Source organism: Klebsiella sp. HN106 (assembly GCF_051209435.1).
Classification (GTDB): domain Bacteria; phylum Pseudomonadota; class Gammaproteobacteria; order Enterobacterales; family Enterobacteriaceae; genus Klebsiella; species Klebsiella oxytoca.
Window position 1 is genome coordinate 652537 of record NZ_JBLURD010000001.1, and the last position, 14638, is coordinate 667174.

The following is a 14638-nucleotide window of genomic DNA, read 5'->3' on the forward strand; positions in this document are numbered from 1 at the left end:
CTTTATCGGTCAATTTGATCCTGTCGAGCGTTTTCAGGAACTAAACAGCGTAGTATCGCCCCTCTTCAACCCGTTACGGGTAATATACCTTCTGAGTTCAGAGGCATCTTCATGACATGGCAACAATTCAAACAGACGTGGCTGATTAAATTCTGGTCACCCGTTCCCGCCGTTATCGCCGCGGGGATTCTCTCAACCTACTACTTCGGCATTACCGGCACTTTTTGGGCCGTCACCGGCGAATTTACCCGCTGGGGCGGACAATTGCTGCAACTTATCGGCGTGCACAGCGAAGAGTGGGGGTACTACAAACTCATTCATCTTGAGGGCACCCCGCTCACTCGCATCGACGGCATGATGATCATCGGCATGTTCGGCGGCTGTTTCGCCGCTGCGCTGTGGGCGAATAACGTGAAGCTGCGTTTTCCTCGCAGCCGGGTGCGTATTCTGCAGGCCGTCGCCGGAGGCATCATTGCCGGCTTCGGCGCCCGTCTGGCGATGGGCTGTAACCTGGCCGCCTTCTTCACCGGTATCCCGCAGTTTTCTCTGCACGCCTGGTTCTTTGCCATCGCGACGGCTATCGGCACCTGGTTCGGCGCGCGTTTTACCTTGCTGCCCATCTTCCGTATTCCGGTTAAGATGCAAAAAGTGTCGCAGGCGTCGCCGCTGACGCAAAAACCTGACCAGGCGCGACGCCGGTTCCGTCTCGGGATGGTGGTCTTTTTTGCCATGATCGCCTGGGGTCTGCTCACCGCAGCTAACCAGCCGAAGCTCGGCCTGGCGCTGCTGTTTGGCGTCGGGTTTGGCCTGCTTATCGAACGCGCGCAGATCTGCTTTACCTCTGCCTTTCGCGATATGTGGATCACCGGACGCACCAATATGGCGAAGGCGATCATTTTCGGTATGGCGGCCAGCGCCATCGGGATCTTCAGCTACGTGCAGCTTGGCATGGAACCAAAAATTATGTGGGCCGGCCCCAACGCGGTCATCGGCGGTCTGCTGTTCGGCTTTGGAATCGTCCTGGCGGGCGGCTGCGAAACCGGCTGGATGTACCGCGCGGTGGAAGGCCAGGTGCACTTCTGGTGGGTTGGGCTGGGCAACGTGATAGGTTCAACGATCCTGGCATACTACTGGGACGGACTCTCCCCGGCGCTGGCCACAAGCTGGGATAAAATCAACCTGCTGGCGACATTCGGGCCTTTCGGCGGCCTGCTGGTGACCTATCTCCTGCTGCTGATCGCGCTGGGTTTGGTTATTGGCTGGGAAAAACGCTTTTTCCGCCGCAAATCTCTCGCCACCTCGACGGTTAAGGAAAGCGCATGAAAACTCTGGTCCCGGACTATCGCCTGGATATGGTTGGCGAACCCTGCCCCTATCCTGCCATCGCCACGCTTGAAGCGATGCCCTCGCTGAAGAAAGGCGAAATTCTTGAAGTGGTCAGCGACTGCCCGCAGTCGATTAACAATATCCCGCTGGATGCCAAAAATCACGGCTATACCGTGCTCGATATTCAGCAAGATGGGCCAACCATCCGCTATTTGATTCAAAAATAGCCATCAAAAAGCCGGTAGCACGCTACCGGCCGTTATATGCGCTTGCCCGTCGGCGGCTGACGCCATACCGGGTATGAAACGATTACCAGCCCTTAACCGCATCGCCTTTATAAAGCTGTTCTGCCGCCGCGGCCACCTCATCGCTCTGGTAGGCCTTCACCAGATTTTTTACCTTTTCGCTATCTTTGTTTTCGATGCGGCTGGCAAAGATATTGACGTAGGGCGAATCTTTGCTTTCCACAAACAGGCCGTTGCGCGACGGTGACAGGCCCACCTGGCTTGAGAAAGTGGTATTAATTATCGCCATAGTTATCTGCTGGTCGTCCAGCGCGCGGGTAAGCTGCGGCGCCTCAATCTCGACGATTTTTAAGTTTTTCGGGTTATTAATGATATCAAGCGAAGTGGGCAGCAGACCGGTGCCCTCCTTCAATGTAATCAGCCCCTGCTTTTGCAGTAGCAGCAGCGAGCGTCCGAGGTTAGTTGGATCGTTGGGAACGGCCACCTGCGCGCCATCGGGCAGTTGGTCGACCGAACTGATTTTCTTCGAATAGGCGGCAATCGGATAAACGAACGTCGTGCCAACCTGAACCAGCTTATAGCCGCGCTCCTGAATTTGTTTATCCAGATAAGGCTTATGCTGGAAAGCATTAGCATCAAGATCGCCGTTGTTCAGCGCTTCGTTGGGCAGGACGAAATCATTAAACGTCACCACTTCGACGTCGAGATTGTACTTCTCTTTTGCCACTTTTTGCGCCACCGCCCAGACCTCCTGGTCAACGCCTGCGCTAATGCCCACTTTGATGTGGTTAGGGTCCTGCTCGCCAGGTTTGCAGGCTGCCAGCAACAGCGAGCTTGCGACAACCAGCGGTACTGCAATTTTTTTTAACGTAAAGATCATATTCCCAGGGTCCTTTTTAAAATAGCCTGCCATTCATTGCAGGAAAACCAGCGCCAGAGACTATAGAAAATCACACGGGCGAAATTAAATACTGATTCACTATGATTAATAGCGTTTTGCTATGAGCGAATGCGACATGCGGCTCAGAGAGAGGGGAATCTTTCCTCACCACTCCCTTTTTCATTGATTTATTCGGTATTTTTCTCCTCTTTTAACCATTTATCGTTCTGATGTACAATGACGCGCACTTTAACTAAAAAAAGAGTGCGACCATGATTGATTTAACTTTGCCATTAACCGACATCCATCGCCATCTTGACGGTAATATCCGGGCCCAAACTATTCTCGATCTTGGCCGCCAGTATAACCTCGCACTTCCGGCAAATACGCTCGAAACATTACGTCCTCATGTACAGGTCACCAGCAATGAGCCCGACCTGGTCAGCTTCCTCTCTAAGCTGGATTGGGGTGTAAAAATGCTCGCTTCTCTGGATGCCTGCCGCCGCGTTGCCTATGAAAACCTTGAAGATGCCGCGCGCAACGGACTGCATTACGTCGAACTGCGTTTCTCTCCGCGCTATATGGCGATGACCCACCAGCTGCCGGTAGCGGGCGTCGTCGAAGCGGTGATCGCTGGGGTAAAAGAAGGCAGCCGCGACTTTAACGTTGAAGCCCGTCTGATCGGTATTCTGAGCCGCACCTTCGGCGAAGCGGCGTGCGAGGAAGAGCTCGAAGCCCTGCTCGCCCACCGCGACGGCATTACCGCCCTCGACCTCGCCGGCGATGAACTTGGCTTCCCAGGGAATCTGTTTATGGAGCACTTCCGCCGCGCGCGCGATGCGGGCTGGCGGATCACGGTCCATGCAGGCGAAGCCGCCGGTCCGGAAAGCATCTGGCAGGCCATTCGCGAGCTGGGAGCCGAACGCATCGGCCACGGCGTGAAGGCGGTGCAGGACCCGGCGCTGATGGACTATCTCGCCGCGCAGCGCATCGGCATTGAGTCCTGTCTGACCTCCAATATCCAGACCAGCACCGTGCCGTCGCTGGCCCGGCATCCGCTGAAAACTTTCCTCGCGCACGGCGTGTTGGCCTGCATTAATACCGACGACCCCGCCGTCCAGGGCGTCGATATTATCCACGAATATACGGTTGCCGCCCCGGCTGCCGGCCTGAGCCGCGAGCAGATTCGCCAGGCGCAGATCAACGGCCTGGAACTCGCCTTTTTAAGCGCCGGGGAAAAAGCAGCGCTGATGCAGCGCGTTCAGCAGGCTTGATCGACTCCCCCGTGATAAACGGGGGTCATTCAACGCCGGGCGGTTGTTGTCGCGGGGATGACCTAATTCAGACACAGCGTCGTTCGATGTCTGGCCGACTCGAGGCCAAACTCAATCAGCTCCATAATCTGAATCGCCTGGCTTGCCGGAACCGGATTAGTGCCGCTTCCGTTAAGTGCATCGCGAATAGCGGCATAATAGGCCGGATAGTTACCCGGCAGCGTTAGCCACGACTCCTCGGTTATGTCCTCGCCCTCCGCTCGCGTCAGCACCCCGTCGCGCATATCGTATCCCCAGTCTTCCTGCGGCAGGCGTTCGCCGCTTTTCAGCCGCTCCTCCTGCGGGTCGAGACCGTATTTCACATAGCTTCCTCGCGAACCGTGGATAATAAAGCGCGCCGTTTCCGCCGCAGCGACCAGAGTTCCGTGCAGCACGACACGACGCTGCGGCCAGGCTAAAACCGCATGAAAATAGTCGGTGGACTGGGAGCCCGGACGTAACTGCGCCAGATCAACCTGCATGCTAACCGGCAGGCCGAAGAGATTTACCACCTGGTCCAGCAGATGCGGGGCAAGATCGTACCAGATGCCGCTCCCCGGTCCGCCTTGTTCACGCCAGCGATTACGCACCTGCGGTCGATAGCGATCGAAATGAGACTCAAAGTATCCTACTTCCCCCAGTAGCCCTTCGTTGATCAGCGCTTTTACCGTCAGAAAATCGCTGTCCCAGCGGCGGTTATGGAATACCGACAGCAGCCGCCCGCCGCTTTTTGCCAGCGCTTCAAGCTCACGCGCCTGTGACAGTGTCACGGTAAAGGGTTTATCGACGACTACGTGCTTGCCCGCCTCCAGCGCGGCCTTGGCCAGCGGAAAATGGGTGTCGTTTGGGGTCGGGATCACCACCAAATCGATATTGGGGTCGTTCAAAATCCGCTCTGGCCCGCTAACCACCGGCAATGCAGGCCAATCGGCATGCACTTTATTTTCATCGCTGCTGGCCACGGCGGCCAGCGTCATCCCTGGCGTACCGCTGATTAACGGCGCATGAAAGGTCTTGCTCGCGTAGCCATAACCGATTAATCCTACCCGGATAGCATCACTCATATTTTACCCCCTTAACGAGAATAACGGTGTCCCAGTTACGCTGCGGATAAGACCTCTGTTAACGCATGTTGCCCGCGTTATCGCGCAGCATTACGTCATTTGCGCAACTAAGTTCATGTAACACTTGCGTTACTTCAATCCTCTAGTACCATTTCCTTCTGGTTTCACAATTTGCTACAGAGTTATGGAAAACGTTTTTAACCGTATTGTAGAACTTATTGGCTGGATTGTTTTGGGCGTCTCAGCCCTGCTTTTAGTTATCGCTCATCATATTGATAACTACCAGTCCCCACCTACCGTTGATACTGTTCAGGCGAAGCCGCTGGCGAAATAAACAGTGACCCGCTTCGCAACTATGCAACCGGTTTCTGAAACCGGTTGCATAGCGGTACAGGGTTTTATTACACTCTCCTTATCAATCGATAAGGAGTTTCTTCATGTCCGGATTTCCGCAGCATTTTTTATGGGGAGCCGCTACCGCAGCCTGGCAGGTTGAGGGCGGACACGATGCCGACGGCAAAGGCCCTTCTATCTGGGATATCTACTCCCATCTCCCAGGCACCACTTTTCAGGGCACCACCGGCGATATCGCCGTAGACCATTACCATCGCTTTCGCGAAGATGTTGCGCTGATGGCGGAAATGGGTCTGCAAAGCTATCGCTTCTCAATTTCATGGCCGCGTCTGCTGCCCGAAGGCCGCGGCGAGGTTAACGAGGCTGGGGTTCAGTTCTACAGTGATCTGATTGATGAGCTGCTGGCGCATAATATTGAACCGATGATCACCCTGTATCACTGGGATCTTCCGCAGGCGCTGCAGGAGGAAGGCGGCTGGGAAGCGCGCAGTACGGCGGAAGCGTTCGCTGAGTACGCCCGCCTCTGCTATCAGCGCTTCGGCTCGCGGGTCAAATTGTGGGCGACCTTCAACGAGACTATCGTCTTTATCGGGCATGGGTATATTAACGGCATCCACCCGCCAGCGGTGCGCGACCCTGCGCGCGCGATTCAGGCCTGCCACCACGTCTTTATCGCCCATGCGCTGGCCGTGAAAGCGTTTCGTGAAATGGCAGTCGAGGGGCAGATAGGTTTTGTCAACGTACTGCAGCCGCATACCCCTTTAACCAACAGCGAGGAGGATATGCGCGCGACGGCGATGGCGGATGCTATTCACACCCACTGGCTTTACGATCCGGTGCTAAAAGGTCAATACCCTGAAGAGCTCCTGCAACAAACCCAGGCGCTGTGGGGCGTTCCGGCTTTTGCCGCAGGCGACGATGCGCTGCTGCGTGAAAACCGCTGTGATTTTATCGGCCTGAACTACTACCGCCGCGAAACCGTCTCAGCGCAGCCCCCGGAGGTTCCGACCGGCGGCGAACCCGGCGTCGACGGGCTGTTCTATTTTGTACGCAACCCGCAAAGTACCTATACCGAATGGGGCTGGGAAATTTGGCCTCAGGGTTTAACCGACGGGATCATGATGATTAAAGCGCGCTACGGTGACATACCGATTTACATCACCGAAAACGGACTCGGGGCCATTGACCCGATCATCGATGGCGAAATCGTCGACGACCCGCGTATTGACTATCTGAATAGCCACATAACTGCGCTGGAAAAAGCGCTGGAACTGGGCGCTGACGTGCGCGGCTATTATCCCTGGTCCTTTATTGATCTATTAAGCTGGCTCAACGGTTATAAAAAACAGTACGGCTTTGTTTATGTCGATCATCAGAACAATCTGGCGCGTAAACGTAAAAAGAGCTTTTTCTGGTACCAAAACGTTATTGCCAGCCGAGGCGAACAGCGTTAATCTTCTCTCCCAGGCGCCATCCGGCGCCTGATTCAGTTCTGGAATACTCTTAAATTCCTCTTTACCAGGCCAGAAACATCATCTGTTCTTGTTCCGGGTATTTACAACCGAAATAATTCCATACAGTTTACTGAAAAAAAGGAACGGCCGGTTGAGAACAGGTTTACACAGAATGGGTATATTCAACTTAAATTATTCTGATTATAAAATGGATACGCAAATGACCGTTCAGGACTACTTATTAAAATTTCGTAAAATCAGCACGCTGGAAAGTCTGGAAAAACTTTTTGATCACCTTAACTATTCCCTGACCGATAACGAAGAGATCGTCAACATGTATCGCGCCGCAGACCATCGTCGGGCGGAGCTGGTTTCTGGCGGCAAATTGTTCAACATTGGCGAGGTGCCCAAGTCCGTCTGGCGCTACGTGCAATAAAGACTGTCATCATTCACGCCAGTTGCTTATACTTCCGGCCCTGCTTTTATTGATAACTGGCGTTAAATTCGGGAGTAATAATGTCCTCTGACTCTGTGGAACGTATTGGCGGATGGCTTCTGGCGCCGCTGGCATGGCTCCTGGTGGCCCTGCTTAGCGCCTCATTGTCGCTGCTGTTTTTTGCTGATGCTCTGATGTCTTCCCAGACTTATACCCTGCTGCGCAATATGAGTACTGAACATCTCGCCTTGTGGATTGCTTCGCTGGCCTTCGCGATCGCCATGTGGTACTACACGCTGTGGTTGACCATTGCCTTTTTCAAGCGGCGGAAAGGGGTGCCAAAGCATTACATTATCTGGCTGCTGATTACGCTTCTGCTGGCGGTAAAAGCATTTGCCTTTTCCCCAATATCAGACGCTCTGGCGCTGCGCCAGCTGCTGTTTCCCCTTCTCGCTGCGGCGCTGCTGGCTCCCTATTTCAAGCGTTCTGAACGGGTTAAGCGGACCTTTGTGAATCCGTAATAACCACACAGTTAACCTGTTGTCGCCGGTATCGATTTATTCGATAATAGACGGCTTTTTCTATTTCAGGTCGAATAATGGCTGATTATTTACTGCTCTTTGTTGGCACCGTTCTTGTTAACAACTTCGTGCTGGTGAAGTTTCTGGGACTTTGCCCGTTTATGGGGGTTTCCAAAAAGCTGGAAGCCGCTATGGGAATGGGGCTCGCCACCACCTTTGTGATGACGCTGGCCTCAATTTGCGCCTGGCTGATTGATACCTGGATCCTTATTCCGCTGGACCTGGTCTATTTACGGACCCTGGCCTTTATCCTGGTTATCGCCGTAGTGGTGCAATTTACCGAAATGGTGGTGCGTAAAACCAGTCCGGCGTTGTATCGCCTGTTGGGCATCTTCCTGCCGCTGATCACCACCAACTGCGCGGTGCTCGGCGTTGCGCTGCTCAACATTAACCTCGGGCATAATTTCCTGCAGTCTGCGCTGTACGGCTTTGCTGCCGCCGTCGGCTTTTCGCTGGTGATGGTGCTTTTCGCCTCCATCCGCGAGCGTCTGGTGGTTGCCGATGTGCCGGCGCCGTTTCGCGGTAATGCCATTGCGCTGGTCACTGCCGGTTTAATGTCCCTCGCCTTTATGGGCTTTAGTGGTTTGGTGAAGTTGTAATGAATGCTGTCTGGATAGCCGTGGTTGCCATTAGCCTGCTGGGGCTGATTTTCGGCTTAATTCTGGGGTACGCTTCGCGCCGTTTTGAGGTGGAAGATGACCCGGTGGTGGAAAAAATTGACGCCCTGCTACCGCAGAGCCAGTGCGGTCAGTGCGGTTACCCCGGCTGTCGTCCCTACGCGGAAGCCGTAGGCACTCAGGGTGAGAAAATTAACTGCTGCGCGCCCGGCGGCGAAGCGGTGATGCTCAAAATCGCTGAGCTGTTGAACGTCGACCCGCAGCCTACGGACGGCGATGCGCAAGAAGCCGTACCTGCGCGAATGCTGGCGGTGATCGACGAAGCGAACTGCATCGGCTGCACAAAATGCATTCAGGCCTGTCCTGTGGATGCCATCGTCGGCGCCACCCGTGCGATGCATACGGTGATGAGCGACCTCTGCACCGGCTGTAATCTTTGCGTCGCGCCTTGTCCGACGCAATGTATTGAACTGCGCCCGGTGGCGGCGACGACAGAAACCTGGAAATGGGATCTTCAAACCATCCCGGTACGCATTATTCCCGTGGAACAACATGTTTAAGTTATTTTCCGCATTTCGCAAAGACAAAGTCTGGGACTTCAACGGCGGCATTCATCCGCCGGAAATGAAAACCCAGTCTAACGGTACCCCGCTGCGTCAGGTTTCCCTGCCGCAGCGTTTTGTCATCCCGCTGAAACAACACATCGGCGCGGAAGGTGAGCTCTGCGTCCAGCCGGGCGATCGCGTCCTGCGCGGCCAGCCGCTAACCCGCGGCTGGGGCAGAATGCTGCCGGTGCACGCGCCAACGTCCGGCATCGTGGCGGCGATTGCCCCCCACTCGACCGCCCACCCTTCCGCGCTGGCGGAAATGAGCGTCATTATTGATGCCGATGGCGAAGACCGCTGGATTGAGCGCGATGGCTGGAACGATTACCAGAATAAATCCCGCGAAGAGCTGATTGAGCGCATTCACCAGTTTGGCGTAGCCGGGCTTGGCGGCGCCGGTTTCCCCACCGGCACTAAGCTGCGCGGGGGCGGCGACAGAATCGAAACATTAATCATCAATGCGGCGGAGTGTGAGCCCTATATCACCGCTGACGATCGCCTGATGCAGGATTGCGCGGCGCAAATCGTTGAGGGAATTCGCATCCTTGCCCATATTCTGCAACCTGCACAGGTGCTGATCGGCATCGAGGATAATAAACCGCAGGCGATTTCGATGCTCCGCGCGGTACTCGCCGACACGCACGGTATTTCGCTGCGCGTAATCCCGACGAAATACCCCTCAGGCGGTGCAAAACAGCTGACGCAAATCCTCACCGGTAAACAGGTGCCCCACGGTGGGCGCTCCTCTGATATCGGCGTATTGATGCAAAACGTCGGTACCGCCTATGCGGTGAAACGTGCGGTGATAGACGGCGAGCCGCTGACGGAGCGCGTAGTCACCTTAACCGGTGAAGCGGTCACGCGTCCGGGCAACGTCTGGGCGCGCCTGGGTACGCCGGTCAGCCATCTGTTAAAAGATGCCGGTTTCTGCCCAGGCGCCGATCCGATGGTGATTATGGGCGGCCCGCTGATGGGCTTCACCCTGCCCTGGCTCGACGTGCCGGTGGTCAAAATCACCAACTGTCTGCTGGCGCCTTCGGCGAGCGAAATGGGCGAACCGGAAGAGGAAAAAGGCTGTATCCGCTGTAGCGCCTGCGCGGACGCCTGCCCGGCCGATCTTTTGCCGCAGCAGTTATACTGGTTCAGCAAAGGGCAGCAGCACGACAAAGCCACCAGCCATAACCTCGCCGATTGTATCGAGTGCGGTGCCTGCGCCTGGGTTTGTCCAAGCAATATCCCGCTGGTGCAGTACTTCCGCCAGGAGAAAGCCGAGATATACGCCATTGCGCAAGAAGAGAAACGCGCAGCGGAAGCGAAAGTCCGCTTTGAGGCGCGTCAGGCTCGCCTGGAACGGGATAAAGCCGCAAGGCTGGAACGTCATAAGCAGGCAGCCGTACAGCCAGCAGCGAAAGATCAGGATGCGATTAACGCCGCCCTTGCCCGCGTACGTGAAAAGCAGCGCAACGCGGCACAGCCGATTATCGTGCTCTCCGGCGAGAAACCGAATAATAGCGAAGCCATCGCCGCTCGCGAAGCCCGTAAGGCCGAGGCGCGGGCGCGCAGGGCTGAGCAGCTGGTAGTCCCGGCTGAACCTGCCCCGGACGCAGAGCAACCTGCTACCGTTGACCCGCGCAAGGCCGCCGTCGAGGCCGCGATCGCCCGCGCCAAAGCGCGCAAAGCGGGCCAGCAGGCAGCCCCGGCTGAACCTGCCCCCGCCGCAGAGCAACCTGCTACCGTTGACCCGCGCAAGGCCGCCGTCGAGGCCGCGATCGCCCGCGCCAAAGCGCGCAAAGCGGGCCTGCAGGCAGCCCCGGCTGAACCTGCCCCCGCCGCAGAACAGCCTGCTACCGTTGACCCACGCAAGGCCGCCGTCGAGACCGCGATCGCCCGGGCCAAAGCGCGCAAAGCGGGCCAGCAGGCGGCCCCGGCTGAACCTGCCCCCGCCGCAGAACAGCCTGCTACCGTTGACCCGCGCAAGGCCGCCGTCGAGGCCGCGATTGCCCGGGCCAAAGCGCGTAAAGCAGAACAACAGCAACAAGCAGTTCCCCCGTCGGCAGCCAATGATGACGGCCGCAAAGCGGCAGTCGCTGAAGCAATCGCCCGCGTTCAGGCCCGGAAAGCGTCCCGGCAGGCAGTTAACGAGGATTAAATGGTTTTCAGAATCGCAAGTTCCCCCTACACTCACAATCAGCGCCAGACTTCGCGGATTATGCTGCTGGTGCTGCTCGCCGCCGTACCCGGTATTGTGGTTCAGACCTGGTTTTTCGGCTGGGGTACCGTACTGCAAATTATCCTCGCCGCCGTCACGGCGTGGGGAGCCGAAGCGGCCATTCTTAAACTGCGCAAACAAAATATCCCGGCGATTCTTGCCGATAACTCAGCGCTGCTGACCGGCCTGCTGCTGGCGATCAGTATTCCGCCTTTTGCGCCGTGGTGGATGGTCGTGCTGGGCACTGCGTTTGCGGTGATTATCGCCAAACAGCTGTACGGTGGACTGGGTCACAATCCTTTTAACCCGGCAATGATTGGCTACGTGGTGCTGCTGATCTCTTTCCCGGTGCAGATGACCTCCTGGCTCCCGCCCCATGAGATAGCCGCCAATGTACCCGGTTTTAGCGACGCGCTGACGATGATTTTCACTGGTCATACGGCTACCGGCGGGGACATGAACAGCCTGCGAATCGGCATTGACGGCATCAGTCAGGCAACGCCGCTGGATACCTTCAAAACCTCGCTCCATGCCGGTCATGCGGTGCAAGAGATCCTCCAGTATCCTGTCTACGGCGGCGCACTGGCCGGTCTCGGCTGGCAGTGGGTTAACGTGGCTTATCTGGCGGGCGGCCTGTTCCTGCTATGGCAAAAAGCCATTCGCTGGCATATTCCGTTGAGCTTCCTGCTGAGCCTTGCCGTTTGCGCCACCCTGGGATGGCTATTCTCACCAGAAAGCCTCGCCTCACCGCAAATTCATCTGCTCTCCGGCGCCACCATGCTGGGCGCCTTCTTTATCCTGACGGACCCGGTGACCGCTTCCACCACCAATCGCGGTCGCCTGATCTTCGGCGCGCTGGCGGGGTTACTGGTGTGGCTAATTCGCAGCTTTGGCGGCTACCCGGATGGCGTCGCCTTTGCCGTTCTGCTGGCTAATATTACCGTTCCCTTGATCGATTATTACACGCGCCCGCGCGCGTACGGCCACCGCTGAGGACCCGAACATGTTACAAAGCATGCGTAAACACGGCATCACGCTGGCCCTCTTTGCTGCGGGTTCGACCGGGCTGACGGCCGCCATTAACGAACTGACTAAAAGCACTATTGAAGACCAGGCCGCCCAGCAGCAAAAAGCCTTATTCGACCAGGTTATGCCGGCCAATTTATATAATAACGACTTGCTGAAAAGCTGTTATCGGGTAACCGCGCCGGAGCTGGGAAAAGGCGAGCATAAGGTCTGGATTGCTCAGAATGGCGATAAAGCGGTTGCAGCGGTGATGGAAGCTACCGCGCCGGACGGCTATTCAGGAGCCATTCAGCTACTGGTTGCCGCCGACTTTAAAGGTACCGTGCTGGGTACCCGCGTCACCGAGCATCATGAGACGCCGGGCCTGGGCGATAAGATCGAGCTTAGAATTTCTGACTGGATCACCCTCTTTGCCGATAAAGTGATTCATGGGCAAAACGATAGCCACTGGGCCGTGAAAAAAGATGGCGGCGATTTCGATCAGTTTACCGGGGCTACCATTACTCCGCGCGCGGTGGTCAATGCCGTCAAGCGCGCGGGCCTGTATGCGCAAACTCTGCCCGCGCAGATTTCTGCTATCACTCCCTGTGGAGACTAGACCATGAGCGAAGTAAAAGACGTTATTGTTCAGGGGCTGTGGAAAAACAACTCCGCGCTGGTTCAGCTGCTGGGGATGTGTCCTCTGCTCGCCGTAACCTCTACCGCCACCAACGCTCTTGGGCTTGGGCTGGCGACGACGCTGGTTCTTACCCTGACTAACCTGACCATTTCCAGCCTGCGTCGCTGGACGCCGGCGGAAATCCGTATTCCGATTTACGTTATGATCATCGCTTCGGTGGTGAGCGTCGTCCAGATGCTGATCAACGCTTATGCGTTCGGCCTTTATCAGTCTCTGGGGATTTTTATCCCGCTTATCGTCACCAACTGCATTGTGGTCGGGCGCGCTGAGGCCTTTGCCGCGAAAAAAGGCCCGGCGCTATCGGCGCTGGATGGTTTTTCCATCGGCATGGGGGCGACCTGCGCGATGTTTGTCCTCGGCTCGATGCGGGAAATTCTCGGCAACGGTACCCTGTTTGATGGTGCCGATAGCCTGCTCGGCAGTTGGGCAAAGGTTCTGCGTATAGAAGTATTTCATACCGATACGCCGTTCCTGCTGGCAATGCTGCCGCCGGGCGCATTTATTGGCCTCGGCATGATGTTGGCGGTAAAATACCTCATTGATGAACGTAGCAAACAGCGCAAAGCCAAAGCGGCGCAGGCCGGGATCGTTGCGCCCTCTGATGTGACGGGAAAAGCATAGGATGAACAAGAGTAAACGCCTGGAGATCCTCACCAGGCTCAGGGATAACGACCCGCACCCCACTACGGAGCTGAATTTTAACTCGCCGTTTGAATTATTGATCGCCGTGCTGCTCTCGGCGCAGGCTACCGACGTTAGCGTCAATAAAGCTACGGCGAAACTCTACCCGGTCGCCAACACGCCGGCGGCGATGCTGGCGCTGGGCGTAGAGGGCGTCAAGTCGTACATTAAGACCATCGGCCTGTTCAACAGTAAAGCAGAAAACGTCATTAAGACCTGCCGGATCCTGCTTGAGCAGCATAACGGCGAAGTACCGGAAGACAGAGCCGCGCTTGAGGCGCTTCCCGGCGTCGGGCGCAAAACCGCTAACGTCGTGTTGAACACCGCCTTCGGCTGGCCGACAATCGCCGTCGATACGCACATTTTCCGCGTTTGCAACCGGACACAATTTGCGCCTGGTAAAAACGTTGAACAGGTGGAAGAGAAGCTGTTAAAGGTGGTTCCGGCGGAATTCAAAGTGGACTGCCATCACTGGTTGATTCTGCACGGCCGTTATACCTGTATCGCCCGTAAACCGCGCTGCGGTTCCTGCCTGATTGAAGATCTTTGCGAGTTTAAAGAGAAGGTCTACTCCTGACCCTACCAGAGCCATAACCTTCATAAGTCATGGCTCTGGTGCATACCCCATTTTTCCGATGTTCACGCCATCGATTTAGCCTTCTTATGGCTTATTATTCCGCTATATAACCATCGATCAGCTTATTCATTTTTTTCAGAGGCAAAATTTCTATACATTTGTGATCCAGATCACTGAGTCAATTTCTTGTTGCTTTGTTGTTAACTTATTAATACGCAAACCTGCTGATTTAAATACCCCTAACTTAAATACCAACACAATAACCCATCATTTTTTAGGATTTTGGGCTATATCACTGGATGCAAGCGCAAACAGCAGAACATATGGCCTTTATGCGAAAACTTTCCGATTATGACAGATAAAAACGCTGCCATTAACGAAACGCTGAAATTTAACTCTGCATAACATTTATATGTCCGGTGTATTATAACGCTCAGGATATGTGTAACAGATTATTGCAAAGCTATTGCCTGATGGCACAGGATAGTGAACATTACCTGCCGTTTTCCCTCCAGAATAACTATAAAGGCGGCGGTCTGCGAAGATTGCGCCCCGAGCACCCCCCGTTAATATGGGATGTAAAAAAAGAGG

16 protein-coding genes are annotated in these 14638 nt (G+C 55.7%); 14 read left to right on the forward strand and 2 right to left on the reverse strand.

The window, feature by feature from the left end:
- The first annotated feature begins 111 nt into the window (after positions 1-111).
- Together yedE and yedF are read left to right on the forward strand one after the other, a co-directional pair.
- Positions 112-1323, forward strand: coding sequence for a selenium metabolism membrane protein YedE/FdhT (yedE, locus tag ACSIPU_RS03055; protein ID WP_004102618.1), 1212 nt, complete (start codon positions 112-114; stop codon positions 1321-1323).
- Complete coding sequence (yedF, locus tag ACSIPU_RS03060) at positions 1320-1553, forward strand: sulfurtransferase-like selenium metabolism protein YedF (protein ID WP_004102619.1); 234 nt, start codon at positions 1320-1322, stop codon at positions 1551-1553. Before yedE ends, yedF begins: the two co-directional genes overlap by 4 nt.
- A gap of 82 nt (positions 1554-1635) precedes the next feature.
- Here yedF and metQ read toward each other — a convergent pair whose 3' ends face one another.
- A complete protein-coding gene (metQ, locus tag ACSIPU_RS03065; protein ID WP_004102620.1) occupies positions 1636-2451 on the reverse strand; it encodes a methionine ABC transporter substrate-binding lipoprotein MetQ in 816 nt (271 codons plus the stop codon).
- 272 nt (positions 2452-2723) lie between these two features.
- Between metQ and add the strand changes: the two genes are divergently transcribed.
- On the forward strand, positions 2724-3725 hold the full coding sequence (gene add, locus ACSIPU_RS03070; protein ID WP_004102621.1) for an adenosine deaminase: 1002 nt from the start codon (positions 2724-2726) through the stop codon (positions 3723-3725).
- Positions 3726-3787: 62 nt separating this feature from the next.
- Here the strand turns inward: add and ACSIPU_RS03075 are convergent, their stop codons facing one another.
- A complete protein-coding gene (locus tag ACSIPU_RS03075) occupies positions 3788-4828 on the reverse strand; it encodes an oxidoreductase (RefSeq protein ID WP_004113414.1) in 1041 nt (346 codons plus the stop codon).
- Between the two features lie 184 nt (positions 4829-5012).
- Here ACSIPU_RS03075 and blr point away from each other — a divergent pair, with 184 nt between their 5' ends.
- The 11 genes from blr to nth all read left to right on the forward strand — a co-directional run bounded on the left by blr (position 5013) and on the right by nth (position 14047).
- Entirely contained in the window at positions 5013-5162 is a 150-nt protein-coding gene (gene blr, locus ACSIPU_RS03080; RefSeq protein ID WP_017145752.1) for a division septum protein Blr, read from the forward strand.
- Between the two features lie 103 nt (positions 5163-5265).
- On the forward strand, positions 5266-6636 hold the full coding sequence (locus ACSIPU_RS03085; protein ID WP_142447520.1) for a GH1 family beta-glucosidase: 1371 nt from the start codon (positions 5266-5268) through the stop codon (positions 6634-6636).
- Between the two features lie 220 nt (positions 6637-6856).
- Positions 6857-7072, forward strand: coding sequence for a transcription modulator YdgT (gene ydgT, locus ACSIPU_RS03090; protein ID WP_004102628.1), 216 nt, complete (start codon positions 6857-6859; stop codon positions 7070-7072).
- An 80-nt stretch (positions 7073-7152) separates the two neighbouring features.
- Positions 7153-7593: a DUF2569 domain-containing protein gene (locus ACSIPU_RS03095; protein WP_004102630.1), complete on the forward strand. Its 441-nt coding sequence runs from the start codon at positions 7153-7155 to the stop codon at positions 7591-7593.
- Between the two features lie 77 nt (positions 7594-7670).
- Positions 7671-8252, forward strand: a complete 582-nt coding sequence (gene rsxA, locus ACSIPU_RS03100; RefSeq protein WP_004102633.1) for an electron transport complex subunit RsxA — start codon at positions 7671-7673, stop codon at positions 8250-8252.
- Positions 8252-8830 (forward strand): electron transport complex subunit RsxB, encoded by a 579-nt coding sequence (rsxB, locus tag ACSIPU_RS03105; RefSeq protein ID WP_004102635.1) that lies wholly within the window; start codon positions 8252-8254, stop codon positions 8828-8830. The genes rsxA and rsxB overlap by 1 nt, the downstream gene beginning before the upstream one ends.
- A complete protein-coding gene (gene rsxC / locus ACSIPU_RS03110) occupies positions 8823-11024 on the forward strand; it encodes an electron transport complex subunit RsxC (protein ID WP_142471961.1) in 2202 nt (733 codons plus the stop codon). The genes rsxB and rsxC overlap by 8 nt, the downstream gene beginning before the upstream one ends.
- Positions 11025-12077: an electron transport complex subunit RsxD gene (gene rsxD, locus ACSIPU_RS03115; protein ID WP_023321115.1), complete on the forward strand. Its 1053-nt coding sequence runs from the start codon at positions 11025-11027 to the stop codon at positions 12075-12077.
- Positions 12078-12087: 10 nt separating this feature from the next.
- The gene (gene rsxG / locus ACSIPU_RS03120; protein WP_024274266.1) at positions 12088-12708 is read left to right on the forward strand and encodes an electron transport complex subunit RsxG; all 621 of its coding nucleotides are present in this window, start codon (positions 12088-12090) and stop codon (positions 12706-12708) included.
- A 3-nt stretch (positions 12709-12711) separates the two neighbouring features.
- Entirely contained in the window at positions 12712-13410 is a 699-nt protein-coding gene (locus tag ACSIPU_RS03125) for an electron transport complex subunit E (protein WP_004113426.1), read from the forward strand.
- A gap of 1 nt (position 13411) precedes the next feature.
- The gene (nth, locus tag ACSIPU_RS03130; protein WP_004102645.1) at positions 13412-14047 is read left to right on the forward strand and encodes an endonuclease III; all 636 of its coding nucleotides are present in this window, start codon (positions 13412-13414) and stop codon (positions 14045-14047) included.
- Positions 14048-14638 lie beyond the last annotated feature (591 nt).

Excerpts from the sequence above, each read along its gene's own strand:
- yedE (WP_004102618.1), top strand. The coding sequence starts at position 112 with ATGACATGGCAACAATTCAAACAGACGTGGCTGATTAAATTCTGGTCA.
- yedF (WP_004102619.1), top strand. The coding sequence starts at position 1,320 with ATGAAAACTCTGGTCCCGGACTATCGCCTGGATATGGTTGGCGAACCC.
- metQ (WP_004102620.1), bottom strand. The coding sequence starts at position 2,451 with ATGATCTTTACGTTAAAAAAAATTGCAGTACCGCTGGTTGTCGCAAGC.
- add (WP_004102621.1), top strand. The coding sequence starts at position 2,724 with ATGATTGATTTAACTTTGCCATTAACCGACATCCATCGCCATCTTGAC.
- ACSIPU_RS03075 (WP_004113414.1), bottom strand. The coding sequence starts at position 4,828 with ATGAGTGATGCTATCCGGGTAGGATTAATCGGTTATGGCTACGCGAGC.
- blr (WP_017145752.1), top strand. The coding sequence starts at position 5,013 with ATGGAAAACGTTTTTAACCGTATTGTAGAACTTATTGGCTGGATTGTT.
- ACSIPU_RS03085 (WP_142447520.1), top strand. The coding sequence starts at position 5,266 with ATGTCCGGATTTCCGCAGCATTTTTTATGGGGAGCCGCTACCGCAGCC.
- ydgT (WP_004102628.1), top strand. The coding sequence starts at position 6,857 with ATGACCGTTCAGGACTACTTATTAAAATTTCGTAAAATCAGCACGCTG.
- ACSIPU_RS03095 (WP_004102630.1), top strand. The coding sequence starts at position 7,153 with ATGTCCTCTGACTCTGTGGAACGTATTGGCGGATGGCTTCTGGCGCCG.
- rsxA (WP_004102633.1), top strand. The coding sequence starts at position 7,671 with ATGGCTGATTATTTACTGCTCTTTGTTGGCACCGTTCTTGTTAACAAC.
- rsxB (WP_004102635.1), top strand. The coding sequence starts at position 8,252 with ATGAATGCTGTCTGGATAGCCGTGGTTGCCATTAGCCTGCTGGGGCTG.
- rsxC (WP_142471961.1), top strand. The coding sequence starts at position 8,823 with ATGTTTAAGTTATTTTCCGCATTTCGCAAAGACAAAGTCTGGGACTTC.
- rsxD (WP_023321115.1), top strand. The coding sequence starts at position 11,025 with ATGGTTTTCAGAATCGCAAGTTCCCCCTACACTCACAATCAGCGCCAG.
- rsxG (WP_024274266.1), top strand. The coding sequence starts at position 12,088 with ATGTTACAAAGCATGCGTAAACACGGCATCACGCTGGCCCTCTTTGCT.
- ACSIPU_RS03125 (WP_004113426.1), top strand. The coding sequence starts at position 12,712 with ATGAGCGAAGTAAAAGACGTTATTGTTCAGGGGCTGTGGAAAAACAAC.
- nth (WP_004102645.1), top strand. The coding sequence starts at position 13,412 with ATGAACAAGAGTAAACGCCTGGAGATCCTCACCAGGCTCAGGGATAAC.